Source organism: Kitasatospora sp. NPDC101108 (assembly GCF_055584725.1).
The window spans coordinates 905,243-929,645 of the sequence record NZ_JBVJLM010000001.1; the positions used below are offsets into that span (position 1 = coordinate 905,243).

Annotated in this window: 21 protein-coding genes; 10 read left to right on the top strand and 11 right to left on the bottom strand. The window is 73.8% G+C overall.

Annotation, left to right across the window (positions count from 1 at the left end; translation table 11 throughout):
- Positions 1 to 108: 108 nt before the first annotated feature.
- Complete coding sequence (locus tag ACZ6Z8_RS04030; RefSeq protein WP_465606072.1) at positions 109 to 1,317, bottom strand: hypothetical protein; 1,209 nt, start codon at positions 1,315 to 1,317, stop codon at positions 109 to 111.
- Entirely contained in the window at positions 1,314 to 3,917 is a 2,604-nt protein-coding gene (locus ACZ6Z8_RS04035; RefSeq protein WP_465606074.1) for a hypothetical protein, read from the bottom strand. Before ACZ6Z8_RS04035 ends, ACZ6Z8_RS04030 begins: the two co-directional genes overlap by 4 nt.
- A 532-nt stretch (positions 3,918 to 4,449) precedes the next feature.
- On the opposite strand from ACZ6Z8_RS04035, the gene ACZ6Z8_RS04040 reads away from it, so the two are divergent.
- A complete protein-coding gene (locus tag ACZ6Z8_RS04040) occupies positions 4,450 to 5,019 on the top strand; it encodes a hypothetical protein (protein ID WP_465606076.1) in 570 nt (189 codons plus the stop codon).
- A 60-nt stretch (positions 5,020 to 5,079) separates the two neighbouring features.
- Here the strand turns inward: ACZ6Z8_RS04040 and ACZ6Z8_RS04045 are convergent, their stop codons facing one another.
- Positions 5,080 to 6,597 carry a glutamate synthase subunit beta gene (locus ACZ6Z8_RS04045; protein WP_465606078.1) on the bottom strand — a complete coding sequence of 506 codons (1,518 nt, stop codon included), beginning with the start codon at positions 6,595 to 6,597 and terminating at the stop codon, positions 5,080 to 5,082.
- A gap of 164 nt (positions 6,598 to 6,761) precedes the next feature.
- On the opposite strand from ACZ6Z8_RS04045, the gene ACZ6Z8_RS04050 reads away from it, so the two are divergent.
- Positions 6,762 to 7,445 (top strand): response regulator transcription factor, encoded by a 684-nt coding sequence (locus tag ACZ6Z8_RS04050; RefSeq protein ID WP_402818176.1) that lies wholly within the window; start codon positions 6,762 to 6,764, stop codon positions 7,443 to 7,445.
- On the top strand, positions 7,442 to 8,827 hold the full coding sequence (locus ACZ6Z8_RS04055; RefSeq protein ID WP_465606080.1) for a HAMP domain-containing sensor histidine kinase: 1,386 nt from the start codon (positions 7,442 to 7,444) through the stop codon (positions 8,825 to 8,827). Before ACZ6Z8_RS04050 ends, ACZ6Z8_RS04055 begins: the two co-directional genes overlap by 4 nt.
- 83 nt (positions 8,828 to 8,910) lie before the next feature.
- Here ACZ6Z8_RS04055 and ACZ6Z8_RS04060 read toward each other — a convergent pair whose 3' ends face one another.
- Both ACZ6Z8_RS04060 and ACZ6Z8_RS04065 read right to left on the bottom strand, forming a co-directional pair.
- Positions 8,911 to 9,780: an alpha/beta fold hydrolase gene (locus ACZ6Z8_RS04060; RefSeq protein WP_465606082.1), complete on the bottom strand. Its 870-nt coding sequence runs from the start codon at positions 9,778 to 9,780 to the stop codon at positions 8,911 to 8,913.
- On the bottom strand, positions 9,777 to 10,643 hold the full coding sequence (locus ACZ6Z8_RS04065) for a helix-turn-helix domain-containing protein (RefSeq protein WP_465606084.1): 867 nt from the start codon (positions 10,641 to 10,643) through the stop codon (positions 9,777 to 9,779). Before ACZ6Z8_RS04065 ends, ACZ6Z8_RS04060 begins: the two co-directional genes overlap by 4 nt.
- A 224-nt stretch (positions 10,644 to 10,867) precedes the next feature.
- On the opposite strand from ACZ6Z8_RS04065, the gene thpR reads away from it, so the two are divergent.
- Entirely contained in the window at positions 10,868 to 11,479 is a 612-nt protein-coding gene (thpR, locus tag ACZ6Z8_RS04070) for an RNA 2',3'-cyclic phosphodiesterase (RefSeq protein WP_465606085.1), read from the top strand.
- A 93-nt stretch (positions 11,480 to 11,572) separates the two neighbouring features.
- Here thpR and efeB read toward each other — a convergent pair whose 3' ends face one another.
- From efeB to ACZ6Z8_RS04085, 3 genes are all read right to left on the bottom strand, one after another.
- On the bottom strand, positions 11,573 to 12,928 hold the full coding sequence (efeB, locus tag ACZ6Z8_RS04075; protein ID WP_465606087.1) for an iron uptake transporter deferrochelatase/peroxidase subunit: 1,356 nt from the start codon (positions 12,926 to 12,928) through the stop codon (positions 11,573 to 11,575).
- Positions 12,928 to 14,985, bottom strand: coding sequence for an iron uptake transporter permease EfeU (gene efeU / locus ACZ6Z8_RS04080; RefSeq protein WP_465606088.1), 2,058 nt, complete (start codon positions 14,983 to 14,985; stop codon positions 12,928 to 12,930). Before efeU ends, efeB begins: the two co-directional genes overlap by 1 nt.
- A 243-nt stretch (positions 14,986 to 15,228) precedes the next feature.
- Positions 15,229 to 15,555 (bottom strand): hypothetical protein, encoded by a 327-nt coding sequence (locus tag ACZ6Z8_RS04085; RefSeq protein ID WP_465606090.1) that lies wholly within the window; start codon positions 15,553 to 15,555, stop codon positions 15,229 to 15,231.
- Between the two features lie 409 nt (positions 15,556 to 15,964).
- Between ACZ6Z8_RS04085 and qcrB the strand changes: the two genes are divergently transcribed.
- Positions 15,965 to 17,587: a cytochrome bc1 complex cytochrome b subunit gene (qcrB, locus tag ACZ6Z8_RS04090; protein WP_465606338.1), complete on the top strand. Its 1,623-nt coding sequence runs from the start codon at positions 15,965 to 15,967 to the stop codon at positions 17,585 to 17,587.
- A gap of 86 nt (positions 17,588 to 17,673) precedes the next feature.
- Here qcrB and ACZ6Z8_RS04095 read toward each other — a convergent pair whose 3' ends face one another.
- Entirely contained in the window at positions 17,674 to 18,072 is a 399-nt protein-coding gene (locus ACZ6Z8_RS04095; RefSeq protein WP_465606092.1) for a hypothetical protein, read from the bottom strand.
- A 204-nt stretch (positions 18,073 to 18,276) separates the two neighbouring features.
- Between ACZ6Z8_RS04095 and ACZ6Z8_RS04100 the strand changes: the two genes are divergently transcribed.
- The 4 genes from ACZ6Z8_RS04100 (at position 18,277) to ACZ6Z8_RS04115 (ending at position 21,731) form a co-directional block, all read left to right on the top strand.
- Positions 18,277 to 18,891 carry an acyl-CoA-like ligand-binding transcription factor gene (locus ACZ6Z8_RS04100; protein ID WP_465606094.1) on the top strand — a complete coding sequence of 205 codons (615 nt, stop codon included), beginning with the start codon at positions 18,277 to 18,279 and terminating at the stop codon, positions 18,889 to 18,891.
- A gap of 27 nt (positions 18,892 to 18,918) precedes the next feature.
- The gene (locus ACZ6Z8_RS04105) at positions 18,919 to 20,493 is read left to right on the top strand and encodes an FAD-dependent monooxygenase (RefSeq protein WP_465606096.1); all 1,575 of its coding nucleotides are present in this window, start codon (positions 18,919 to 18,921) and stop codon (positions 20,491 to 20,493) included.
- Between the two features lie 70 nt (positions 20,494 to 20,563).
- Positions 20,564 to 21,220 (top strand): NADPH-dependent F420 reductase, encoded by a 657-nt coding sequence (locus tag ACZ6Z8_RS04110; protein ID WP_465606097.1) that lies wholly within the window; start codon positions 20,564 to 20,566, stop codon positions 21,218 to 21,220.
- Between the two features lie 79 nt (positions 21,221 to 21,299).
- Positions 21,300 to 21,731, top strand: coding sequence for a YchJ family protein (locus tag ACZ6Z8_RS04115; RefSeq protein WP_465606098.1), 432 nt, complete (start codon positions 21,300 to 21,302; stop codon positions 21,729 to 21,731).
- A gap of 22 nt (positions 21,732 to 21,753) precedes the next feature.
- On the opposite strand, the gene ACZ6Z8_RS04120 is transcribed toward ACZ6Z8_RS04115, so the two are convergent.
- On the bottom strand, positions 21,754 to 22,542 hold the full coding sequence (locus ACZ6Z8_RS04120; RefSeq protein ID WP_465606100.1) for a polysaccharide deacetylase family protein: 789 nt from the start codon (positions 22,540 to 22,542) through the stop codon (positions 21,754 to 21,756).
- A gap of 327 nt (positions 22,543 to 22,869) precedes the next feature.
- On the opposite strand from ACZ6Z8_RS04120, the gene ACZ6Z8_RS04125 reads away from it, so the two are divergent.
- Positions 22,870 to 23,397, top strand: coding sequence for a GNAT family N-acetyltransferase (locus ACZ6Z8_RS04125; RefSeq protein ID WP_465606102.1), 528 nt, complete (start codon positions 22,870 to 22,872; stop codon positions 23,395 to 23,397).
- An 8-nt stretch (positions 23,398 to 23,405) separates the two neighbouring features.
- Here the strand turns inward: ACZ6Z8_RS04125 and ACZ6Z8_RS04130 are convergent, their stop codons facing one another.
- Complete coding sequence (locus tag ACZ6Z8_RS04130) at positions 23,406 to 24,311, bottom strand: carbohydrate kinase family protein (RefSeq protein WP_465606104.1); 906 nt, start codon at positions 24,309 to 24,311, stop codon at positions 23,406 to 23,408.
- Between the last annotated feature and the right edge of the window lie 92 nt (positions 24,312 to 24,403).

Sequence of the window (24,403 nt, forward strand, 5' to 3'; positions counted from 1 at the left end):
GCCCGAAATCCCCGAACCCCAACCCCCGAACCGAACCCCAACCCCCGAACCCAAACCCGGAACCCCCAAACCCGGAACCCCCAACCCCGGAACCCCGAGGCCGGCCCCCTACCCGAAGGACGGCAGCAGGTACCCCAACTGCGAGACCACCGACCACAGTTGGTCCGCCAGCCGGGCCGCCGCGGCGACCGCCCCGACGAACAGCTCGGGCGCGTTCGCCGCGGCGACGAGCCCGCCCTTGGCCACCACCCCCAACCCGGCCACCACGCCCGTGCCCAGCGCCGCCCACACCCCGAGGGCCAGCAGCCCGACCGCGCCCAGTCCCGCCAGGAACAGCTCGCCCTCACGGGTGAACAGCCGCCGGTCGCGCTCGATCGACGCCGCCAACTCCGGTACCAGCGTGGGACCGAGCGGGGCCGGCCGCAGCCGCGCCCGCACCAGGTTGAGCATCGCCTCCCGGATCCTGTCGGGCAGTTGCACCGCCCGCAGCGGCACCCGGTGGATGTGGTAGAGCACCAGCCCGTCGTACCCCGGACGCCCGTTGGCCGGCCTCGGGTACTCGCGGAACTCGGCCCGGTCGGTGGGCCAGTAGCAGATCCAGTCGACGTACGTCTCCCCGTCCTGCTCGGTGACGTTGACCGGCATCGGCAGGATCTTCAGCCCGGCCCCGAGCCGCCAGTCGGTGCCGGTGGCGACCACCGAGTACGGCAGCTGCTGGAGGGCGGTGCGCTGCATGGCGACCAGCCGGTTCTCGATCACCCGGCCGCACGGGTCGCGCAACACGGCGATTTTTCCCTGGAGTTCGCGGTAGGTGTCGAGGGCGCCGCTCTCCGTCCCGACCTCCAGGGCCTCCATCCGCAGTTCGGGGACGTGGTTCTGCAGACCCAGCAGGTCCGGCTTGAGCGAACCGCCCGGCGTGAGTTCGCGGACGGCCCTGATCAGCTTGACCGCCGGGGTGCTGCGGTCCTTCAGCAGCCGCTTGATCGCGTCGACCTTGGCCGTCGGGAAGGCGTTGCGCAGGTCCTCCGACAGCACCTGGAGCACCATCCGCAGCACCGGGTCCTGTGGCTGGGCGGTGAGCCGCCCGTACGGCAGCGCCTCCTCGCGGCCGGGCCGGTCCCGGCCGGGCGTGCCCCACCACTCGGAGATCCGGTCGAGCTGGAAGGTCACCCAGGTCGCGCCGGGGCGGGCGTCCCAGTCCACCCCGAAGTGGTGCCGCACCCACAACTCGGCGGCCAGGTACTCGAAGACGGTCGGCGGCTCCTCGCGCGCCTTGCCCAGCAGCAGGCAGGTGTCCTGGTCCTTGAGGAAACTCACGCGATGTCCTTCAACGGGCTGCTCACCGCGATGTCGGTCCCCGAGGTCGGCGTGTACTCGTTCCACTCCGCGATCAGCGCGCCCCGGTGGCCGGGGCGGCGGACCGGGAACGGTGTCAGGCTGCCGTCGTGCCGGTGGGTCAGCCCGGACAGCAGCAGGTGACCGTCGTCCGGCACCCGCACCACCGAGGCGGTCTCCTGGATCCGCCGGTCGTCGTACTCGTCCACGACCACCACGGTGCCCGGGTCGAAGCCCGCGCTGGAGGCGACCGGCACCAGCACCGGCGCTCCCCCGGCGGCCGGCTGGACGACGGCCGCACAGGTGGTCACCACCTCGTCCTCCAGCAGCAGCGAGCTGCTGCCCGGGTTGGCCGGCGGGATGCCCGGATAGTTGCGGTCGTCGTAGGCGGCGATCTCCCGGGCGATCGTCAGGTACGGGTGGTCGGCGGGCAGCGGGGCGCCGCGGAAGCCGCCCTCGGCGAACCGCACCCAGGCCTCCTCCCAGCCCTTGCGCACGGTGAGCACCACCCGGGCACTGCCCGCCCGCAGGAAGGCCTGCCGGTTGGCGTCGGGGTGGCTGATCCGGCTGACGAACGGCCAGGCGGCGGGCGCGTCCCAGAAGTAGGAGTAGAGGAAGGTGACCACGTTCTCCCACTCGATGGCCTGGTTGACGAAGGCCACCTCCGACTCGTGCCCGAGTACCGCCGCCCAGGCCGCGGCGCTCGTTCCGAGCGCGCCGGTGTCGTCGCCGGGGAAGCCCGCGCCGTGGCCGAGCCGGTCGGGGTCGTTGCCGACCGAGGCCCTGAAGGCGTCCACCACCTCGGACGGCATCAGGTGGTAGTCGACGCCGAGCATGAAGCGCAGCACGCCCTTCATGATCTCGTCGCTCTCCTCGCGCCGGAGCGTGAGGGTGTCCACGCCGTTGAGGCGTTCGCGCAGCGCGGCGGCACGGGCGGCGAGGTCCTGCTGCTCGGCGTAGTACTTGGTCTGGGCGGCGTTGAACAGCGCCGCCCAGACCTCGTTCTGCCACTGCCGCCGGGCCTCGTCGGTGGGTTCGACGACGGCGGTCAGGCTCAGCCAGGTCTGCCGGTTGTTGACCAGGTGGAAGCTCACCGTGCACTGGCCGCTCGCGTGCGCCAGCAGCCCGCCGTTGACCGGGTCGGCGAGGTCGACCGGGCCGTGGGTGCCGAACGGCTCGTTCCACTCGGGGATGCCGCTGCCCAGCACCTTGAGGTTGTAGTTGTAGTTGCCGCTGCGGCTCTCGGAGGTGAACTGGAACAGCAGCTCCTTGATCCAGTACCGGTCCGGGACGTTGAGCGGCGGGGCGTCGAAGATGACGGCGCCGTCGGTGTTCGGCGCGGTGACGTTGACGTGGATGTCCGGGTGCGGGGCGGGGGCGAGCGGCACCGCGGCGCCGTACCGCTCGGCGAGCACCAGGTAGTGCGCCTGGCTCTCCCCGGCACGGACCTCCTCGGTGATGTCGGAATGCGGTACGTCGAACCGGAACGGCCCCAACCGCGCCTCCAGCGCGGCGAGTTCGGCGTACGACTGGCGCAGCGCACCGGCCGGCTCGGGGATCGCCAGGTCGTACGTCAGCCGCAGCCCGGAGCGGTAGAGCCGCACCCGCCACTTGCGCATCATGCTGAAGTAGTCGATCCGGACGGGGTCGGTGGCGCTGGCGTTCCTGAGGGTGCGGGTGGTGGTCTCCGAGGAGCCGGTCACGGTGGTGGTGGTGATGGTGACCTTGTGCTCCTGCTTGGTGCGCGCGGAGGCCTTCTGGGTGATCGTGGTGGCGTGCTTGCGGCTGTCGGTGGCGGACTGCGAGTCGGCGCTCTGGCTGGTCATGCCCGAGCTGGCGGAGCCGGAGATCAGCGAGATGCCGCCGGAGACGGTGCCGGTGACGTTGAACTGGTTGCTGTGCTGGAGCTGGTTGGAGGTGGACTGGGCGAGTTCGGTGTTGTCGGTGACGCCGGTCTCGCTGACGTTCTCCAGCGAGTCGGTGACGATCGAGCTGAACTCCTTGGAGGTGACGGACCACTCCTTCTGGGTGACGGCCGTCTCCTCCAGCGGCGCCAGCGGGACGGTGGCGACCAGTTCGCCGCGCTCGATCCCGGCCGGGGCCATCTCCAGGCGCTCCAGGTTCAGCATGCCGATCGGCTCGACGGCCGCGTTGTGGTCGTACGCGGCGTTCGCGGCGGCGGCCCGGCCGGCCCGGGCCCGCCCCTCCACCGTGGCGTCCGTCCCGCGCAACGCCTCCAGCGCGCCGCCGAGTTCGCGCAGCGCGGGGCCGTGCACGTCGGCCAGTACGGCGGCCCGCAGCAGGCGGTCGCCGGGGTCGGCGGCGGAGGCGGCGAGCAGGTCCCAGGGCAGCTCGGCCGTCAACCGCCCGCGCAGCGCGGCCACTTCCTCCGCCCGGAGGTCGAGCCGGCGCAGGTAGGCGTGCTTCACGAAGCCGGGGCTGTGCGGCGGGCCGTCCACCTTCAGCGGGACGAGGGTGGCCTTCGGGATGCTGCGGGCCGCGTGCCCCAGCACCGTCGGCGACTGCCCACCCCCGGACCACGGCGGCACCGGCGGCACCAGCGGCACGGGCAGGCCCGCCACGGCCGGCGGCACCGGCCCGGGAGGCGAGACCGCGGACGAGACCGTGGAGGAGACCGTGGACGGGACCGTGGACGAGTCCGCGGAGGAGACCGCTGACGAGACCGCTGACGAGTCCGTGGACGGCGCCGGTGGCTGCGTCGGCACCTGCGCGGGCTGCGTCGCGGACACCTGCGCCGGTGGCTGTGCGGGCGCCCCGGGAAGTCGGTCGGTCATGGCGGTCCCCCTCCGTCGTCTGCTGCCCGGCCCCTACCCCTGGTCACTACGGACACGCGACGCGGGAGACGGCGTGCGGGGCAGCCACGCGTCGCGTGGGGGCGGGTACCGGCGGGCAGCCCCGCCGCACGCCCTCCTCACCATGCGCACGCCCGTCCACCCGCCGGGTCACGTCAAGCGAAATCTCGCCCTACCTTCGTTGACTGATTCTTGGTCAGATATTCACCACATCCCATCTACTCGCATAGACCCGCTGGTGGTGACATGGACACACAGCGCCCGGCACCCCGCGCCGGGCCCGTGACAGGGAGCTCCCCACATGCTTCGCGTCCACCGCCTCGCCCCCGCCGTCGCCACCGTGGTGCTCACCGCGGCCGCCCTCGCGACCGCCGGGAGCGCGCACGCCGCCCCCGCCGGCGCCCCCCACACCCGCGCCGCCCTCGCCGCGACCTGCTCCCAGGCCTACCTGCCGCTGCCCGACCCGTCCTGCACCCCCGGCGCCACCAACCCGGACGTCAGCCAGGACACCATCGACTCCACCATCTGCGTCGGCGGCTACAGCACCTCGATCCGCCCCTCCAGCACGTACACCAACCGCCTGAAGGTCCAGCAGATCGCCCAGTACGGCTACGCGGACACGAACACGGCGGACTACGAGGAGGACCACTTCATCCCGCTGTCGCTCGGCGGCAACCCCACCGACCCGAACAACCTCTGGCCCGAGCCGCGTTACACCACCGGCACGAGCGGCATGTCCTCCACCGACAAGGACACCGTGGAGTACAAGCTCTACCGCGCGGTCTGCAACCACCAGGTGGACCTGGTGCCCGCCCAGCAGGCCATCGCCACCGACTGGACCACCGCCCTCTCGGTCCTCGGCCTCAGCTGACCCTAGGCCCCGTCCGCCGCTGCCCCGCCGCCGGGCCCACCGGCGCGGGCGCCCCCGCCCTCACGGCGTGAGCGCCCGCGCCGACGCCCGTACCGGCGCCGGGAGTTCGGTCCGCCCGCGCAGGTAGCGGTCCACCGCCGCGGCCGCCGAGCGGCCCTCGGCGATCGCCCAGACGATCAGCGACTGGCCCCGCCCGGCGTCCCCCGCGACGAACACCCCGTCGGCGGCGGTGCCGAAGCCGTCGTCCCGCTCCAGCGTGCCCTCCGGCCCGACGGCCAGGCCGAGTTGGGCGAACAGCGGCTGGTCCGGCTCGGGCCCGCTGAACCCCAGGGCGAGCAGGGCCAGCTGCGCGGGCAGCACCTGCTCGGTGCCCGCCCGGGGTTCACGCCCGCCCGCCGTGCAGGACGCGAAGCGGACGGCCGCCAGCCGCCCGTCCGTCCCCGGCTCGAACCCGACCGTCACCGCCTCGAACACCCGGCCGCCCGCCGCCGACGGTCCCGGCCCTCCCGCCGCCGACGGTTCCGGCCCTCCTGCCACTGCCCCCGACTCCTCGTGCGAGGTGGTCTCCCGGTACACCTTGGGGTGGACCGGCCACGGCTGCCCCGGCGCCCGGTGCCCCGGCGGACGCGGATTGATGTCGAACTGGGTGACCGTCGCCGCGCCCTGGCGCAGCGCCGTCCCCAGGCAGTCGGCCGCGGTGTCCCCGCCGCCGACGATCACCACCCACCTGCCCTCGGCGGACAGCGGCGAACTCGCCACGTCCCCCTCGTCCACCCGGTTCGCCCAGGTCAGGTACTCCATCGCCGGATGCACCCCGGGCAGCCGGCACCCGGGCACGGCCGGTTCCCGGTGGGCGGTGGCACCCACCGCGACCACCACCGCGTCGTACTCGGCCCGCAGCCACTCCCCCGTGACGTCCCGCCCCGCCCACACCCCGGTGCGGAACTCGGTCCCCTCGGCCCTCAGTTGGTCGATCCGCCGGTCCAGCCGGTGCTTCTCCAGCCGGAACGGCGGTATCCCGTAGCGAAGCAGACCGCCCGGGCGGTCGGCCCGCTCGTAGACCGTGGTCGCGTGCCCGGCGCGGGTCAGCTGCTGGGCGGCGGCCAGCCCGGCCGGCCCCGAGCCGATCACCGCCACCCGCCGGACCGCGCCCCGCCGTTCCGGCGGCAGCGGCCCGTCCCAGCCCTCCTCCCAGGCCCGGTCGGCGATCGCCAGCTCGATGTTCTTGATCGCCACCGCGGCGCCGTCGATCGCCAGCACACAGGCGCTCTCGCACGGCGCCGGGCAGAGCCGACCGGTGAACTCCGGGAAGTTGTTCGTCGCCAGCAGCCGGGCGGCCGCGCCCCGCCAGTCCCCGTCCGCCGCCAGCCGGTTCCACTCCGGCACCAGGTTCCCCAGCGGGCACGCCGCGTGGCAGAACGGCAGTCCGCAGTCCATGCACCGCTCCGCCTGCCCGCTCACCAGCGGCAGCAGGGCCCCCGGCCGGTAGACCTCCCGCCAGTCCCCCAGCCGCTCCCGCGCGTCCCGCCGCTCCCGCTCCGCGCGCGGGGTGGTGAGGAAAGCCATCCGCTCTGCCATCGCGGCCTCCGGCGGGGCGTACCAACACGGACCGGCGGCCCACCCGGCGGCACGCCACCGTGTGGCCACCGTACGCCCACGAAGCGGCGCGCGAAACCCACGGCGGGCGGGAATCCCGCGCCCCGCCCTCCACTGCCGTGAGCACGCCAGGGAGAATCTTCTCCATGACCCACACCGTGCTGATCGCCGAGGACGACCGCGCCATCCGCGACTCGCTCACCCGCGCCCTGACGCTGGAGGGCTACCGGGTGCGGATAGCCGCCGACGGCACCCAGACCCTCGCCGTCCTCGCCGAGCAACGCCCGGACGTCCTGGTGCTCGACGTGATGATGCCGGCCCCGGACGGCCTGGAGGTCTGCCGCCGGCTGCGCGCCGCCGGGGACCGCACCCCGGTGCTGATGCTCACCGCCCGGGTCGAGGTCCCGGACCGGATCGCCGGACTCGACGCCGGGGCCGACGACTACCTGGTCAAGCCCTTCGACGTGGACGAGCTGTTCGCCCGGCTGCGCGCCCTGCTGCGCCGCAACCCGCCCGCCGAGACCCCGGAGGACGTGCTGACCGTCGCCGACCTGCGGGTCGAGCCGCCCGCCCGCCGTGCCTGGCGCGGCGGGCTGGAACTGGAGCTGTCCCGCACCGAGTTCGACCTGCTGGAGCTGCTCACCCGCAACGCCGGCGCCGTCCTCGACCAGACCACCCTGTACGAGCGGATCTGGGGCTACGACTTCGGCCCCGGCTCGAAGAACCTCGCGGTGTTCATCGGCTACCTGCGGCGCAAGCTCGACCGCCCCGGCCTCGCCCCGCTGATCCACACCGTCCGCGGCGTCGGCTACACGCTGCGCGAGCCGTGACCGGCCCCGCGGGCCGCCGCCCCCGCCTGCCCCTCCCGGGCCTGCGCACCACCCTCTCGCTCGCCTTCGCGGCGATGGCGGCGCTGGTCGCCGTCCTGATCGGCACGCTCGGCTACCGCGCCGCCGCCGCCCTGATCCGGGACGACGAGACGGACGACTTCAACTCCGCCGTCCACGCGGTGAGCGGCCAGGTCAACCGCGAGAAGCTGTTCCCCGGGGACTTCAACGGCCCGAGCGGCCTGAGCGAGCAGCTGCTGCACCCGATCCGGGTCACCGCGCAGGCCCTCGACCCCACCGGGGCCGTCCTCCCGGGCACCTCCCACATCGTCCTGCCGACCTCTCCCGACGACCGCGCGCTCGCCCGCGCCGACGCCCCCGCCCGGACGGTGACCGGCGAGCGCGACCTCCCCGGCGCCACCTGGCGGGTGGGGGTGGTCTCGCTCGGCGGCGGCCGAGGGGCCGTCCAGATCGTGCAGCGGCTCGACGACGTCGAGGAGCTGCTGGCGCGGCTGCGCACCCAGATGGCGGCCGTGGTGGCCGCCGTCGTGCTGGTGGCGGGCGGAGCCGGCTGGCTGGTCGCCGGACGGATCACCGGCCGCCTGGTCAGGCTCACCGACGCCGCCGAACTGGTCGCCTCCAGCGGCCGGTTGGACGTACCGGTGCCCGCCGCCGGGACGGACGAGGTGGGCCGGCTCGGCCGCGCCTTCGACCGGATGCTGGTCCGCCTCGCCACCGCCAAGGAGAACCAGCGCCGGCTCGTCCAGGACGCCGGGCACGAGCTGCGCACCCCGTTGACCAGCCTGCGCACCAACCTCGCGGTGCTGCCCAGCATCGACCGGCTGCCACCCGCCGAACGCGCCGCGCTGCTCGCCGATCTCTCCGAGGAGGCCAGGGAGTTGACCCAGCTGGTGGAGGAGCTGGTGGCACTCGCGGCCGACCGCAAGGCGGACGAGGACCCGGTCGAGGTACTGCTCGCCGACGTGGTGCACGAGGCCGCCGCCCAGGCCCGTCGGCGCAGCGACCGGGAGATCACCGTGGACGCGGACGGCACCGTCGTCGTCGCTCGCCCGGACGCGCTGGCCCGCGCGGTGAACAACCTGCTGGAGAACGCGGCCAAGTTCGACCCGGCCGGGACGTCCGCGATCGAGCTGGTGGCGCGCGGCCCGCGGGTCGAGGTCCGCGACCGCGGCCCGGGCATCGACGAGGACGACCTCGACCGGGTCTTCGACCGCTTCTACCGCGCCACCGCCGCCCGCAGCCTCCCCGGCTCCGGCCTGGGCCTGGCCATCGTCGCCGAGGTCGCCCGCTCCCACGGCGGCACCGCCTTCGCCGCCAACCGCGAGGGCGGCGGCGCCGTCATCGGCTTCACCCTCGGCGGCTAGCCGGTTGACGTCGACGGCCGGCGCCGGATCCTGGGGCGTGTCCGACAACTCTCGCGCGCCCGGCGCGAGTTGTCGGACGCGCCCTACCTGTGCGCGGGCGACGACTGCTCCGGGAGGCGGCGGACGAAGTCCAGCAGCAGAGCGCAGAACACCGCGGGCCGTTCCAGCGGGGCGAGGTGTCCGGCGCCGGGAATGACGGTGATCCCACCCGCGTCGAGGTCGCGGGCCAGGCCATCGCCGCCCTCGTGGAAGTCGGGCATGTCGTGCTCGCCGACGCCGACCAGGGCGGGCACGCCCCTGAGCGTGCGCAGCGCCGCCGGGCCCGTGCCGAGGGGATCCACCGCTTGCGGCGGTTCGCCGTGGGTGAGCTGGTCGGCCAGCCGGCGGTGGAGCATGCGGGCGGCCCGGGTGCGTACCTCCTCGGTGGCCCCGGCCGCGGTCCACGCCTCGACGCCGGCCTTCACCGCGGCGTCCAGGTCGCCGGCGGCCAGCGCCGTCCGTTCGGCCTCCCAGGCGGCCTCCAGACGTGGGGAGGCGGGCTGGTCGTGGGGCCGGTACCCGACGGCCACCAGGCCCTCCACCCGCTCGGGTGCCGTGACGGCGGTCTGAAGTGCCACCAGGGCGCCCAGCGAGTTCCCGGCGAGCACGAAGCGGTCGGCCCCGAGGTGGTCGAGCGTGTCGAGCACGTCCGACCAGGGGGCCACCTCGCGGCGGTCGGGCACGGTCGCGTCGCCGTGTCCGGGCAGGTCCAGGGCGATGGCCCGCACGCCCGCCTCGGCGAGCAGCGGGAGGTGGGCGTCCCACATGGTGCGGTCGGTGGGCCGGGCGTGCAGCAGGACGACGGTCCGTCCCCGGCCCGCCTCGGTGGAGGGGAGCAGCATGGAGTGAGGTGCCTTCTTCGGTGCGGGTGCGTGGGTCAGGGAGGGCCGGCCGGCGTGACGGGCGGCGGTCATGCTCGGACGTCCTCGTCCTCTGCGGGGGTGTCCGGAACGGTGGTGGCCGTGCGCTGCTCGGCCAGTCGGCGGAGCAGGACCAGGGCATCGGCGCCGGCGCTGCCGGGTTCCGCGCTGTAGACGGAGAGGTGCTGGCCCGCGGCGCTGGTGACGGCCAGCGCCTCGAAGTGCAGCCGCACCTCACCCACGCGGGGGTGCCGGAAGTGCTTGTCCTCCTGCGTGCGGGGACGGACCTCGTAACGGGCCCACCGGCCGGTGAAGGCGGGGCTGCGCACGCCGAGTTCGCCGACGATCCGCTCGATCCGCCCGTCCTCGGGGAACTGCGAGGAGGACGCCCGCAGGTTGCCCACCGCGGTGTGCGCCGCCTTGTCCCAGTCGACGTAGAACTCCCGCGCGAACGGATCCAGGAAGATCATTCGCAGCAGGTTGTCGTACCGGGCGAACCCACGGTACAGCTCGCGCGCCATCGCGTTGGCGGCCAGCACGTCCTGTGCCGCGCCGACCACGAAGGCCGGCACGTCGCGCATGCCGTCCATCAGCCGCACCAGCTCCGGGGCCACGGCGGGTGCCGCGGCCGCCGCGGCGAAGACGGGCAGGCCGAGCCGGAACAGGTGCCCCGCCGCGGCACCGTCCAGCCGCAGTGCCGCGGCGATCGCCCGGAGCACCTGCTCGGAGGGGTTCCGCTCACGACCCTGCTCCAGACGGATGTAGTAGTCCGTGCTCACCCCGGCCAGCAGCGCCACCTCGTCCCGCCGCAGTCCGGGCACCCGCCGGTCCCCGCCGTCGGGCAGCCCGACGTCCCGCGGGGTGATCACCGCGCGGCGGGCACGCAGGTACTCGCCGAGCTCGTTGTTGCTTTCCATGCCGGCCACGCTAGACCCGCCCCACGGGCCGGGTCGTGGGTGCGCTGCACCCACCCGCTGCCACCACCGGACGGTGCGATGGGTCAGGCCCCGGGCGTCGGGCACGCCGGGGTCGGTGACCCCCAGCTGGCGGCAGCCTGCTCGCGGGCGGACCGGGGACGGCCCGGACCCGGACCGGGGGCGGCGCCGGTCGGTGACCGGTGCCGGGGTGCTAGAAATCCCTGGTGCACGATCACCCGGAACCCCCGACGCGGCGCGTCTTCGTGGCCCTGGCCCCGCCCGACGACGCCAAGGACGAACTGGCCCGGGCCCTCCAGCCCGCCTACACCGGGTACCCGCGCCTGCGGTGGAACCGGATCGAGGACTGGCACATCACCCTGGCCTTCCTCGGCGAGCAGCCGTCCACGGTGGTGCCGTCGCTGCGGGCGGCGCTGGCCGGGCCCGTCGCGTCGCTGCCCGCCCTGCGGCTGAGCCTGCGGGGCGGCGGCCAGTTCGACGAGCGGCTGCTCTGGACCGGGATCGACGGCGACCTGGAGGGGCTGCACCAACTGGCCGCCGCCGTCCGGGAGGTGGTCACGTCCTGCGGGATCGGGTTCAGGGACCGGCCGCTGCGCCCCCACCTGACGCTGGCCCGGGCCCGCCGTGACGACCCGCTCAGCGTTCCCCTGGCCGCGGCCGGGCTCAGCGGCTTCGTGGGCCGGCCGTGGCCGGCCGAACGCCTGCACCTCGTGGGCAGCAACATCGGCCGCGGCCCCGGACCGATCCGCTACCGCGACGTCGCGTCCTGGCGGCTCGGCGTCGGGGACGGGACCGACCCGGCCCGCACCGAACCGTAGGAACCACCGGGGCGAACAGCTCGCTCCCGGACGGCCGCACACGACGAACGGGCCCGGTGCGCACCGGCACCGGGCCCGTCGACGACCTCACCCTCAGACGGCGGCCAGCAGCCCCCGTCCGAGCCAGTCGGCGTTGTCCTTCACGCCCGGCAGGACGAAGAAGTACCCGCCCCCGGTCGGCGAGATGTAGTCCACCAGCGGCTCGTCGATCAGCCGGGTCTGGGTGGCCTCGAACTGCCGCACCACGTCCTGCTGGTAGCAGCAGAACACCAGGCCCATGTCCAGGTTGCCCGCCTTGTCGACGCCCCGGTCGTAGTTGAAGCCGCGGCGCAGGATGCGCGAGGTGTCGGTGTCGGCGGTGCGCGGGTTGGCCAGGCGGATGTGCGCGTTGAGCGGGATCGACTTGCCGTCCGGGTCCTTGCCGTAGTCCGGCGCGTCGTTCTCCTGGTGGCCGTCCAGCGGCGCGCCGGTGTCGCGGCGGCGGCCGAACATCTTCTCCTGCTCGCTGAGCTTGACCCGGTCCCAGAACTCGATCAGCATCCGGATGATCCGGATCACCTGGTAGCTGCCGCCGGTCGCCCAGGCGGGCTCGCCCATGCCGTCCGTGACCCAGACCAGCCGGTCCATCTCGCGGCTGGAGGTGGTGTCCGGGTTGACGATGCCGTCCTTGAAGCCGAGCAGGTTGCGCTGGGCGCCGTCCGGGCGGGACTGGTTCTGGAAACCGTCGATCCGCCAGAGGATCTGCATCCCGCCGCGGGTGTGCCGGGTGATGTCGCGCAGCGCGTGCAGCACGGTGTCCTGCCGGTCGGCGCAGATCTGCAGCGAGAGGTCCCCGTGCAGTTCGTCGGCCTGGAGGTTGTCGTTGGGGAAGGTCCTCATCGGCGTCAGCTTGACCGGCTTGGCCTTGGCGAGGCCGTAGCGGTCGTCGAACAGCGAGGCGCCGACGCCGACGGTGACGGTCAGGTTGTCGGTGGGCACCACGGGGCCGAGGATGCCGCTGTCGGACGGCGGGGCGCCGACGCCGAGGTCGGGCGGGGTGCCGCCGGCGGTGAGGAAGCGGATCCGCTCGGTCAGGGTCCGGAGGAGGTCCTCCAGGCCCTTGCGGTCCTGGGCGATCACCTGGCACGAGACGAAGGCCGCGTAGCCGGGGGCCGGGGTGGTGATGCCGGCCTGGTGGTCGCCGTGGAACGGGACGGCCCCGGACTTGGTCTGGTGGGTGTCCCCGGCGGCGGCCGGCTCGGCCCCGAGGCCGAACGCCCCGCCGGCCAGGACGGCGGCCCCCGCGCCCGCGCCGAGCGCGGCCCGGACGAAGCTGCGGCGGGCCGGACCGGCCGGGCAGCTCCCCTGCTCGACGACCTGCTCGACGCCCGGCTCGCCGGCCTGCCCGACGGCGGCAGCGGCGGCGTGCGGGAACGGGCAGGAGCCGGCGGCTGCGGTGTGGTCGGTCATCAGGCGGCCTTCCGGATTTCGAGCATGGCGGGAATGGGCGAGAGGTCTTCGAGCAGCTGGCCGGTGGCGCCGTTCAGCCGGCGCCGGTTGTCGGCGGGCAGCTTGTCCAGCGGGGTCCAGCCGTCGGCGGTGCGGGCGGCGGCGACCAGGTCCCCGACCCGCTTCATGTCGGCGTTGACCCGGACCAGCACCTGCGGATCGCGCTCGTCGAGCAGCGGCTGCAGCAGGGTCAGCAGCTCCTGGGTGCCCGCCAGGTTGGCCTGGGTGGTGGCCAGGTTGGTGCCGCTGCCCATGTCGGTGTCGCCGGTCAGCTCGAACTGGAGGGTGTTCTCCAGGATCTCGTGGGCGCGCAGCGGCAGGTCGCCCGGGTCGAAGTCCTGGGTCGGGAAGTCGTGCACCAGCTTGGCGACGTTCTGGGAGAGTTCGTCGGCGACGGGCGTCAGGTCAGCGGCGGACTGGCCGTGCCAGAGGCCGTACTCCAGCCGCAGGAAGCCGGTGAAGCCCGGGTCCTGGGCCTTGTCGGCGTAGCCGTCGGCGCGGCCGTCGATCTTCTTGTCGAGGTCGGCGAAGGTGCCGTAGGCGGCGCCGAGCGAGGCGTACTGGAGGTGGGCGGTGAGCCAGTCGGCCTTGGCCGTGGCGAGGTCGCCGGCCCGTACGTCGGCCTGGACCTTCTGGGTCTGCGTCATCAGGGTCGCGAGGCCCTTGTTGACGTAGTCCTTGTAGCTGTCCAGCGGGGCCTTGAGGTCGTCCTCGGAGACCGGCTTGACGGCCTTGACCTCGGCACCGCCGGTGACGTGCACGGTGGCGGAGGTGACGGCGGTTCCGCCGGTGGGCACGCAGCGCCAGGCGTAGTCGCCGGAGCCGATGGTGGCGGTGAGCGCGCGGGTCGTGCCGGGGGCGAGGCCCTCGATCTCACCGTAGACGGCGCCGCTGCCAGGGTTGACCAGGTAGACCTCGGAGACCTTGTCGCCGGTGTTGTGCATCTGGAAAACCTGCTGGCCGGGCTGGGGGCTGCCGAAGCCCTTGCCGCACTCCTTCTCGGAGACCGCGACGGTCGCGGAGCTGTCCTGCTTGCCGTCGCTCACGGCGATCACGGCACCGGCCACCACCACCGGGACGGCGATCGCCGCGGTCGGCAGCACCCAGCGCGGACGGCCGGTGCGCGCCGGCTGCTCGGCCTTCCCGGCCTCCGTCCTCGCCTCGGCGGGAGCGGGAGCGGCCGCCGGGGCCGCCGGGGCCGCCTTGCCGCCGCGCACGCCCTCGATGAAGAGGGTCATCACGATGCTCAGGTAGGCGATGTAACCGACGACCTGGAGGACCGTCATGGTGACGGTCAGGTTGAGGGTGCCCTGGACCAGCGTGGCGTACCAGGAGGTGGCGTCCAGGTGCCCGCTCAGGTCGAAGGCGTACGTGCCGCCGCCGCCGACCAGCCCGGACTCCTGGAGGTCGCGCAGACCGTAGCCGAGCACGCCCGCGGCGACGACGATCAGGCCGGCGCCGGTGATGGTGAAGAACCTGGTGAGGTTCATCTTCAGGGCCCGGCGGTACAGGCCCCAGCACAGGCCCACCGAGAGCAGCAGGCCGACGGCGGCGCCGAGCAGCGGCCCGGTGGACTCCCCGGCGGTGCGCGCGTTGGTCCACAGGAACAGCGAGGTCTCCAGCCCCTCACGGGCGACCGCGAGGAAGCTGGTCAGCACGAGCGCGCCCGCGCCCATCGCCAGCGAGGCCTGGACCTTCTCCTTCAGGTCGGCGGAGAGGGTGCGCGCCGAGCGGCGCATCCAGAAGACCATCGCGGTGACGAAGCCGACCGCGATCAGGCTCAGCACCCCGCCGAACGCCTCCTGGGCGTGGCCGGAGAGGTTGGCGGCGGTGAAGGTGAGCACCGCGCCGAAGCTGAGGCTGAGCGCGACGGCCGCCGCGACGCCCGTCCACACCTGGGGCAGCCGGCCCTTCTGGCCGGCCCGGACCAGCGTGGCGACCAGGATCGACACGATCAGGCCTGCTTCGAGCCCTTCGCGCAGCCCGATCAGAAAGCTGGGAAACGCCTCATCCCACATGCAGCGGGCTCCTCCCCCGGGCCGCCCCGGGTCGTCACCTGTCCTCTACCGCCCCACCGGGAGCGCCGGCGGGGCGGGCACGGCTAACGCCCCGGACGGATGGTCCAGGGCGTTTCGCTTAGCTTAGGCAAACCTTAGAGCCGCCGAGGTCAACTGCACCCCGCGTTCAGGTAAGGGTTCGGTATGGGAACACCCATGCGGCGGCCAACTCCTCGCGCCGACGCCCCCTGGAAGAGATCTTCGTCACCCCCACCACTGCTCGGGCGCCGCCTCGGCCTCCGCCTCCGGAGGCACCGTCACCGGTTCGGCGCAGCGCACCAGCAGGTCACCCTCCCCCGTCTCGGTGACCAGGAGGCCCCGTTCCCGCAGGACGAGCGCGGCCGCCGCGGTCACCGCCGCCCGCGCCAGGCCGGACGGCGGCCCGTCCGGCTCCTCACCCGGGGACCAGCCGACCACCACACCCTCGGGGTGGGGGCCGATCGACAGGGGCGAGGCACCCGGCGCGGTGTCGAACCCGGCGCGGGCCAGGGCCTCGGTGACGTCCTCGAAGAGTTCACGGTGATCCGCCATTGGCGCAGCGTAGGCCCACGCCCTCCCGGCGCCCGGACGCGGCGCGCACCGACACGCTCCAGCTGCACCCGAGCGCAGCATCGCCCCCGCTTGCGCCGACCGGGGGCCAGCCGATCGGGCGTCAGCGCCCCCCGTCCGGCCCGACACGCGCGGCCGGACGGCCCGATGGACGTGCACAGTCGGCCCCCTGCCGACAGCATGACAGAGTAAGCGCCCCATCACCCTGAGCAACGGGTCCAGTGAACCGCCCAGGTCCGCGCGCCGGTCCGCCCGGCGGGCCCGTATCGAGAGGTCCCATGATCACAACACTTCGTCGGCCGGCGTTCCCGCCGGCGGGCCTCCGCCACGGCACGCCGGGAACGCCGGGGAGCCCGTCGTGAGCACCGAACTGCACTCGCAGCCGGGACCGGTGACCAGCAAGCGCACCAAGCCGGCCAACAAGGCCGAGGCCCTCGCCGACTGGACCGACGGCAGGCTCGGCATCTACTCCCTGGCCAAGTCCAACCTGCGCAAGATCTTTCCCGACCACTGGTCCTTCATGCTGGGTGAGATCGCGCTCTACACCTTCGTCATCATCATCCTGACCGGCGTCTGGCTGACCCTCTTCTTCACCCCGAGCATGGGCGAGGTCGTCTACGACGGCTCGTACGTCCCGCTCAAGGGCATCCGGATGTCCGAGGCCTACGCCTCCACGGTCAACATCAGCTTCGACGTCCGCGGCGGCCTGCTGATGCGCCAGATCCACCACTGGTCGGCCGTCGTCTTCATCGCCTCGATGCTGACCCACATGCTGCGCGTCTTCTTCACCGGCGCCTTCCGCAAGCCGCGCGAGATCAACTGGGTCTTCGGGGCGCTGCTGCTGATCCTCGGCATGTTCGACGGCTTCATGGGCTACTCGCTGCCCGACGACCTGCTCTCCGGCACCGGCATCCGCTTCATGGAGGGCGCGGTCCTGGCCGTCCCGATCGTCGGCACCTACCTGCAGTTCTTCATGTTCGGCGGCGAGTTCCCGGGGATGGACATCATCCCGCGGCTGTTCACCGTCCACATCCTGCTGATCCCGGGCATCATGGTGGGTCTGCTCGCGGCCCACCTGATCCTGGTCTTCTACCACAAGCACACCCAGTTCGCGGGGGCCGGCCGCACCAACGAGAACGTGGTCGGCATGCCGCTGATGCCGGTCTACATGGCCAAGGCCGGCGGCTTCTTCTTCCTGGTCTTCGGCGTGGTCGCGGTCATGTCGGCGATCGCCACGATCAACCCGATCTGGGCGTACGGCCCGTACCGGCCCGACCAGGTGTCCACGGACGCCCAGCCGGACTGGTACATGGGCTTCTCCGAGGGCCTGATCCGGGTGATGCCCGGCTGGGAGATCAGCGTCTGGGGCGGCCACACCCTCAACCTCGGGGTGTTCATCCCCCTGATGGTCTTCCCGACCCTGCTGCTGGTCATCTGGTGCTGGCCGTTCCTGGAGGCCTGGGTCACCGGGGACCGCGGCGAGCACCACATCGCCGACCGTCCGCGCAACCACCCGGTCCGCACCGCCTTCGGCGTGGCCTGGATGGGCCTCTACCTGATCCTGCTGGCCGGCGGCGGCAACGACCTGCTGGCGACCCACTTCCACCTGTCGATCAACGCGATCACCTACGCGGTGCGGGCCTCCTTCTTCGCCGTGCCGGTGGTCCTGTTCGTGATCACCAAGCGGTGGTGCCTGGGCCTGCAGCGACGGGACCGCGACAAGGTCCTGCACGGCCGGGAGACCGGGGTCATCAACCGGCTGCAGCACGGCGAGTACGTCGAGGTGCACGCGCCGCTGTCGCAGGGCCGGCTGTTCACCCTCACCGCGCACGAGCAGCCGGAGCCGATCGTGCTGGAGCCCGAGGTGGACGAGAACGGCGTGGTCCGCCGGGCCGGCCTGTGGACTCGCACCCGGGCGAAGCTGTCCCGCGGCTTCTACGGCGAGGGCAGCCAGATCGCCAAGCCGACCGCCGAGGAGCACGCGGAGATCAGCAGCGGCCACGGCCACCACTGATCCCGGGTCCCGGCGCGAGGAGGGCCCGCTGCGCCGTCGCCGGCGCGGCGGGCCCTCGTCGATGCCGTGCACGCCTCCGGCAGGGCTCAGAGCCGCAGGGCCGCCGGGAGGACGGCGAACAGGGCCGCCGCGACGGTGACGGACAGGCAGAGCGCCGCCCACCGCGTGCAGATCCGGCGGCACTCGGCACGGTAGCGGGCGGCCAGTCGGCGGCAGCGCTCGACGGCGCGGTCCACGACCTCCTCGGCGTAGCGCAACCGGTCGGCGGTGTAGGCCAGTTCGAGGCTCTCCCGCTCGGCGTCCGGCAGCCAGGGGAACCGGGCGGCGAAGGCCCGGGCGTCCCGTTCGGCCGCCGCGACCTCGGCCTCCCAGGCCAGGTAGCCCTCGATCCGGGCGATCCCCACCCGGGACTTCGCCCGGCCGCCGCCGGCCGGCCCGCCCTGGCGCGGGCTCCGCGCTCGCGGCGGACGCTGTCTGCCACCCATGACCGCTCCTCACGTCCTGTCGAGTCGTTCCGCCGGAATTCCTGCGGGCACGACCCCCCACGGGGCACCGCTCCGCAACCACGCAACTACTACCAGCGACGAAGCGCAGGTGGCAGGCGGCTCGCCACGGCCCCGGAACCCCGGAGAAACTTGCGTGGCCCGCACTATTGCGCGGCGCGCAGGTTTCACGGCAGAGTGACGGCCATGACGAACGGGCAGCCCGGTCTGCGGGAACGGAAGAAGGCCGCGACGCGGGAGGCACTGAGCTGGGCGGCACTGCGCCTGGCGGTGGAGCGGGGGCTGGAGAACGTCCGGGTCGAGGACATCGCGGCCGCGGCCGGGGTGTCCCCGCGCACCTACAACAACTACTTCTCCAGCAAGGCCGAGGCGATCGTCTTCCGGCACCGCGACCGGATCCTGCGGGCCGCCGAGGCCCTACGGGCCCGTCCGGCGGCGGAACCGCTGTGGGAGGCGCTGACCCAGGCGCTCGTCGAGCCCTTCGACGGGGCGGAGGAGGCGCCCGACCCGGGCTGGGTCGCCGCCGTACGGGTACTGCTGCGCGAGCCCTCGCTCCAGGCCGAGCTGCTCCGCGGCGGCGCCGGGACCCGGGCCGAGCTCACCGCGGCGATCGCCGCCCGGACCGGCACCGACGCCGCCCGGGACCTCTACCCGAAGCTGGTCGCCTCCGCAGCGCTCTCCGCGCTGCAGGTCTCCCACGAGCACTACCTGAGCGCCGATCCCGCGGTGCCCTTCAAGTCGCTGCTCGCCGAGGCGCTGCGGCAGCTGGCCGCCGGACTGCCCGAACCGTCACGTTCCTGAACGAGAAGTTCCAGAGGGGGATTCGAGATGACCAACGACGTCGTCATCGTCGGCGCGGGACCGGTCGGGCTGTTCCTGGCCTGCGAGCTGGCGCTCGCCGGAGTGCGGCCGGTGGTGCTGGACCGGCTGCCCGCGCGCTCCGGCGAGCAGAAGGCCAACGGACTGGTCGGCCAGGTGCTCCGCCTGCTCGACCACCGCGGCCTCCACGAACCGCTCAGCGGCGCCCCGGGCGCGCCGCGGCCCGTACCGCGCTTCGTGTTCGGCGCCTTTCCGCTGGAACTGCACCGGCTCGACGCGAACCCGCTGCACGCGGTGCCCGTGCCCCAGCACCGGATCGAGGAGGTGCTGGAGGAGCGCGCCCTCGAACTCGGTGTCACCGTGCGCCGCGGCCGCGAGGTCACCGGCCTCGCCCAGGACCCGAGCGGGGTGACGGTCGACGTCCACGGCCCCGACGGCGCGGAGCGGTTGCGGGCCCGCTACCTGGTCGGCGCCGACGGCGGCCGCAGCACCGTCCGCAAGCTCGCCGGGATCGGCTTCCCCGGCGTCACCTCGCCCGACCCGGTCTCCCGCGTCGCCCATGTGCTGCCGCCCGAGGGGATCAGCATCACCGACGACGGTGACGTCCTGCTGCCCGGCTGCCCGACCCCGTTCCGCCCGTACACCCACACCCGCACCGACCACGGGGTGTTCGTCATCGCCCCGTTCAACCCGGACGCCGTCATGATCGCCACCCTGGAGTGGGGCGGCCCGCCGGCGGACGAGCAGGCCCCGCTCACCCTGGACGAGCTGCGCGCCAGCATCCGCCGGGTCACCGGCGCCGAGCTGGAACTCGCCCCGGCCCGCACCGCCGGCCCGTTCACCCCGCGGCGCACCGCCGGCCACAACACCCGGCTCGCCGAGCGCTACCGCGACGGCCGGGTGCTGCTGGTCGGCGACGCCGCCCACGTCCACGCCGCCACCGGCGGCCCCGGCCTCAACCTCGGCCTGCAGGACGCCGCGAACCTCGGCTGGAAGCTGGCCGCCGACCTCCACGGCTGGGCCCCGCCCGGCCTGCTGGACAGCTACCAGCGCGAACGCCACCCGGTCGGCGAGCGGGTGTTCATGCACTCCCAGGCACAGATCGCACTGATGTCGCCCGGCCCCGGGGTCACCGCCCTGCGGGCCCTGGTCGGCGAACTGCTCGCCCACGACGACAACCTCGCCCGGATCGCCGCGCTGATGGCGGGCAGCGACGTCCGCTACGACACCGGCTGCCCGCACCCGCTCGCCGGGGGCTTCGCCCCGGAGCTCGCCCTCGGCACCGCCGACGGAGACGTCCGCCTCGCCGAACTCGCCCGCAGCGCACGGCCGTTGCTGATCGACCTGAGTGGCGGCGGGCTCGGCCTCGCCGACCTCGCGGCGGGCTGGAAGGACCGGGTCGACGTGGTGACCGCCGACCGCCCGCAGCCACCCGCCGCCGCACTGCTGCTGCGCCCGGACGGCTACGTCGCCTGGGCCTGCGCCCCCGGGGCCGCCGACCCGCAGGGCTTGGACCGGGCGCTGCGCCGCTGGTTCGGCGAACCGCGGGAAGCGCCCGCCGACCCCGGGTTCCGCCCCTGGTGACGGGCCGTCAACTATGGTCGTCGCGGCTGCTCCACGAGGACCGGCCGGCACCGGACGAAACGGGGAAGACGTGCGCATCGGAATCATCGGCACCGGCATGGTCGGACAGACCCTGGGGACCAAGCTGGTCGCCCTCGGCCACCAGGTGATGCTGGGCTCCCGGAGCAAGGACAACGAGAAGGGGACGGCCTGGGCGCAGCAGGCCGGCCCCGGTGGGAGCACCGGGACCTTCGCCGAGGCGGCGGCCTTCGGCGAGGTGGTGCTGAACGCCACCGGCGGGACGGTCTCCGTCGCGGCGCTGCGCGCGGCCGGGGCCGGGCACCTCGCCGGGAAGCTGCTGATCGACGTCTCCAACCCGCTGGTGTTCGGCCCCGACGGGGGCGTCACCCTCGACCCGGTGAACACCGACAGCGTCGGCGAGCGGATCCAGCGCGAGTTCCCCGACGCCAGGGTGGTGAAGGCGCTCAACACGCTGAACTGCGCGCTGATGGTCGAGCCGGCCAAGCTGGCCGGTGAGCACAACCTGTTCATCGCCGGGAACGACGCCGGGGCCAAGGCCGAGACGGTCGCGCTGCTGGGCGAGTTCGGCTGGCCGGCCGGGTGGATCGTCGACCTCGGGGACATCACGGGCGCCCGGGCGACCGAGATGATGATGCCGTTCTGGCTGCGGATGATGGGCCACTTCGGCAGCGCCGAGTTCAACTACTCCTTCCAGCGGGCGAAGTAGCACCACCGGGCCCGCCCCTCCCGACCGGGGAGGGGCGGGCCCGGCGTGCGGCCACCGGCCGTGGGGGACAATGGACGGCATGTCCCGACGTCGTTCCGCGCCCCGCCCCGCCGCTCCCCGGCTGCTGCCCTCCTCCCCGTGCCCGTGCGGCCTGCCCGCCAGCTACGGCGACTGCTGCGGCCGGCTGCACCGCGGCCAGGCGAAGGCCACCACCGCCGAGTCGCTGATGCGCTCGCGGTTCAGCGCCTTCGCCGCCCAGGACGAGGCCTACCTGCTGCGCACCTGGCACCCGGACACCCGGCCCGCCGAGGTGGACTTCGACCCGGCGCTGCGCTGGACCCGGCTGGAGGTGGTCTCCACCAGCGAGGGCGGCGCCTTCCACGCCGAGGGCACCGTCGCCTTCCGGGCGCACTGGACCGAGGGCGCCGAGCAGGGTGTGCTCAGCGAGCACAGCCGGTTCGTCCGGCACGAGGGCGTCTGGGTGTACCTCGACGCCCTCTCGCTCGGCTGAGGCCGCCGCGGCGGGTGGTCGGCTACAGGTAGTCGTCCAGGCGGCCGAGCGAGAAGCCGGCCGCGGTGACCTCGTTGACCACCTTGCGCAGCAGGTCGGGCATGGTGGCCTTCCAGTCGGAGGTGCCGCGGAAGTGGGTGAGGATGATGTCGCCCGGGTGGAGCTTGCGGTCGTCGTAGCGCCACTCCATGTGGTCCGGGAAGGCCTCCTCGTTCCACAGCGGCACCGCCTGCACCCCGCAGGAGGCGGCCGCGCGCAGGGTGTCGTCGTTGTACTCGCCGTACGGCGGCCGGAACAGCCGGGGGCGGACGCCGATCTGCTGCTCCAGCTGGTCCTGCTGGTTGCAGATCTCCTGGCGCTGGGTCTCGTAGTCGAGGACCTTGAGGTTGCGGTGGTTGATGGTGTGGTTGTTGATCTCCACGCCTTGCTTGTGCAGGTCCCGGAAGTAGCCGTAGTTGTCGCGGACGAGGTAGTCGGAGAGGAAGGCGCTGAACGGGATGCCCAGTTCCTCGGCCATCCGGGAGAACTCCGGGTCCTTCTCGTGGCCGTCGTCGATGGTCAGGAAGACCACCTTCTCCTGGATCGGCACCCGGAACACCACGGGCGGGCGGCCGTCCTTCAGCTTGACGCCCTGCACCGGGGTGAGCACGGTCCTGGCCGCCGGGCGGGGCGGGGCCTTCAGCGGCGGGCGGTCGAGGCCCCAGTGCTGTGCGGTCTCCAGGGCGGCGCGGGCCGCGTCCGCCTGGCGGGCGGCCGCCTCGCCGCTGGTCTCCTCCTCCTGGCGGGCCAGCCCGGGGAGCTTCAGCGGCACGGCCCCCGACACCGCGGAGGCTCCGCCGGCCGGGGCGGGCTTCGGCTGGGCGGCGGGGCCGGCGCAACCCGCGACCACGGCGGTGAGGCAGACGGCGGCGAGCAGGCCGGTCCGCTTCCGACTCGTCCTCGAACCCCCGCCGGTGCGACAAACTGATGGTCCGTTCATAGCTGCTACTGCTCCCCCGCCGTACACCTCCGCCAATCCCCCCGTCACCCACCCGGGGCAACGGCACGCCGGTCGCCTTGCCGTTCCTTTGCCGAACTCCTCCGGAACCGGCACGAAAACCCTTTGCGGCCACGGCCCCCGGGAGTGGATCATGCGCGCATGACCGACACCGCGCGCAGCCGCTCCGAACTCTGGACCGTCACCACGGCCGACGTGACCTCCCCCGAGGCCGAGGCGCTGCTGCGCGAGTACTACTACGACGTGGCCAACCGCTACTACCGTCTCCACCTGGGCCGGGAGGGCACCCCGGAGCAGCTGGAGGCCGGCCTCGCCGACTCCCCCAGCGACGACCTGGCCGCCCCCGGCGGCCTCTTCCTGATCGGCCGCTACGACGGCGCCGCCCAGTCCTGCGCCGGCCTGCGGCGCTACGACGCCACCACCGTCGAGCTCACCCGGGTCTTCGTCCGCCCCGGCCTGCGCGGCACCGGCGGCGGTGCCCGGCTGCTCGCCGCCGTCGACGAGGCCGCCCGCGGCATGGGCGCCGAGCGGATCGTCCTCGACACCCGCCTCGACCTGGTCGAGGCCCGCGCCCTGTACCTGCGCAACGGCTACCGAGAGATACCGGCGTACAACAGCGGCCCCTACTCCGAGGTCTGGTACGGCAAGGACCTCACCCCGGCCGCCTGACCGGCTCGCTACACCGCGTCGGCGTCCGCGTGGCGCCCCAGGGCGTCGGCCAGTTCGGCGGCCGAGGGCGGATTGGCGCCGGGGCGGGAGACGGTCACGGCGGCGGCGGTGACGGCCCGGGTGAGGCAGTCGGCGAGGTCGGCGCCGCAGGCGCGGGCGTGCAGGAAGGCGGCCATGAAGGAGTCGCCGGCGCCGACGGTGTCCGCGACCGGCACCGGGACGGCCGCCACCCGCTCCCGGCGGCCCCCTGCGGTGAGCGCGACGGCGCCCTCCGCGCCCAGGGTCACGGCGACCACGGCGGGGCCCAGGGCGAGCCAGCGCTCGGCCACGGCCTCGACGGGCTCGCCCGGGTAGAGCCAGGCGAGGTCCTCGTCGCTCGCCTTGACCAGGTCGCTGAGCGCCACGCAGCGCTCGACCCGGCGGACGGCCTCCGCGCGCCCGCCCATCAGCGCGGGGCGCACGTTCGGGTCGTAGCTGACCTGCGCCCGGCCGCGCCACCGCCGCACCAGGGCCAGGACCGCGGCCGCGCCCGGTTCGGTGACCGCGCCGATCGAGCCGAGGTGGATCGCGGCGGGTGCCTCGGAGAGCTCGGTCGGCGGGAGGGTCCAGCCGATGTCGAAGGTGTACCGGGCCCGCCCCTGGCCGTCCAGCCGCACCACCGCGGAGGGCGTCCGCGCCACCTCGGCGGCCCGGACCTCGACCCCGGCCGACTCCAGGTGGGCGCGGATCAGCCGCCCGTTGGCGTCCGGCCCGAGCTCGGTGAGCAGCACGGCCGGACGGCCCAGCCGGGCCAGGCCGTACGCGAGGTTGGCCGGGCTGCCGCCGGGGTGCACCGTGTCGGGGGCGCCGTCGGTGCGGACGATGTCGGCGACGCACTCGCCGATCACCAGTACGGGTGCAGCGGGGCTGGTCACGGGGGCTCCTGGCATCCGGATCGCGGGCGTCGTCTCGGGCGCCAGCCTACGGGCTGTGCCTGCGGAGTCGTCAGGGCGCCTCGAAAAGCGTC

Bases quoted from the DNA above. Each gene is read 5' to 3' on its own strand.
- ACZ6Z8_RS04125 (WP_465606102.1), top strand. From the start codon at position 22,870: ATGACCGACACCGCGCGCAGCCGCTCCGAACTCTGGACCGTCACCACG.
- efeU (WP_465606088.1), bottom strand. From the start codon at position 14,985: ATGTGGGATGAGGCGTTTCCCAGCTTTCTGATCGGGCTGCGCGAAGGG.
- ACZ6Z8_RS04050 (WP_402818176.1), top strand. From the start codon at position 6,762: ATGACCCACACCGTGCTGATCGCCGAGGACGACCGCGCCATCCGCGAC.
- efeB (WP_465606087.1), bottom strand. From the start codon at position 12,928: ATGACCGACCACACCGCAGCCGCCGGCTCCTGCCCGTTCCCGCACGCC.
- ACZ6Z8_RS04045 (WP_465606078.1), bottom strand. From the start codon at position 6,597: ATGGCAGAGCGGATGGCTTTCCTCACCACCCCGCGCGCGGAGCGGGAG.
- ACZ6Z8_RS04100 (WP_465606094.1), top strand. From the start codon at position 18,277: ATGACGAACGGGCAGCCCGGTCTGCGGGAACGGAAGAAGGCCGCGACG.
- ACZ6Z8_RS04040 (WP_465606076.1), top strand. From the start codon at position 4,450: ATGCTTCGCGTCCACCGCCTCGCCCCCGCCGTCGCCACCGTGGTGCTC.
- ACZ6Z8_RS04065 (WP_465606084.1), bottom strand. From the start codon at position 10,643: ATGGAAAGCAACAACGAGCTCGGCGAGTACCTGCGTGCCCGCCGCGCG.
- ACZ6Z8_RS04085 (WP_465606090.1), bottom strand. From the start codon at position 15,555: ATGGCGGATCACCGTGAACTCTTCGAGGACGTCACCGAGGCCCTGGCC.
- ACZ6Z8_RS04095 (WP_465606092.1), bottom strand. From the start codon at position 18,072: ATGGGTGGCAGACAGCGTCCGCCGCGAGCGCGGAGCCCGCGCCAGGGC.
- ACZ6Z8_RS04105 (WP_465606096.1), top strand. From the start codon at position 18,919: ATGACCAACGACGTCGTCATCGTCGGCGCGGGACCGGTCGGGCTGTTC.
- ACZ6Z8_RS04060 (WP_465606082.1), bottom strand. From the start codon at position 9,780: ATGACCGCCGCCCGTCACGCCGGCCGGCCCTCCCTGACCCACGCACCC.
- ACZ6Z8_RS04115 (WP_465606098.1), top strand. From the start codon at position 21,300: ATGTCCCGACGTCGTTCCGCGCCCCGCCCCGCCGCTCCCCGGCTGCTG.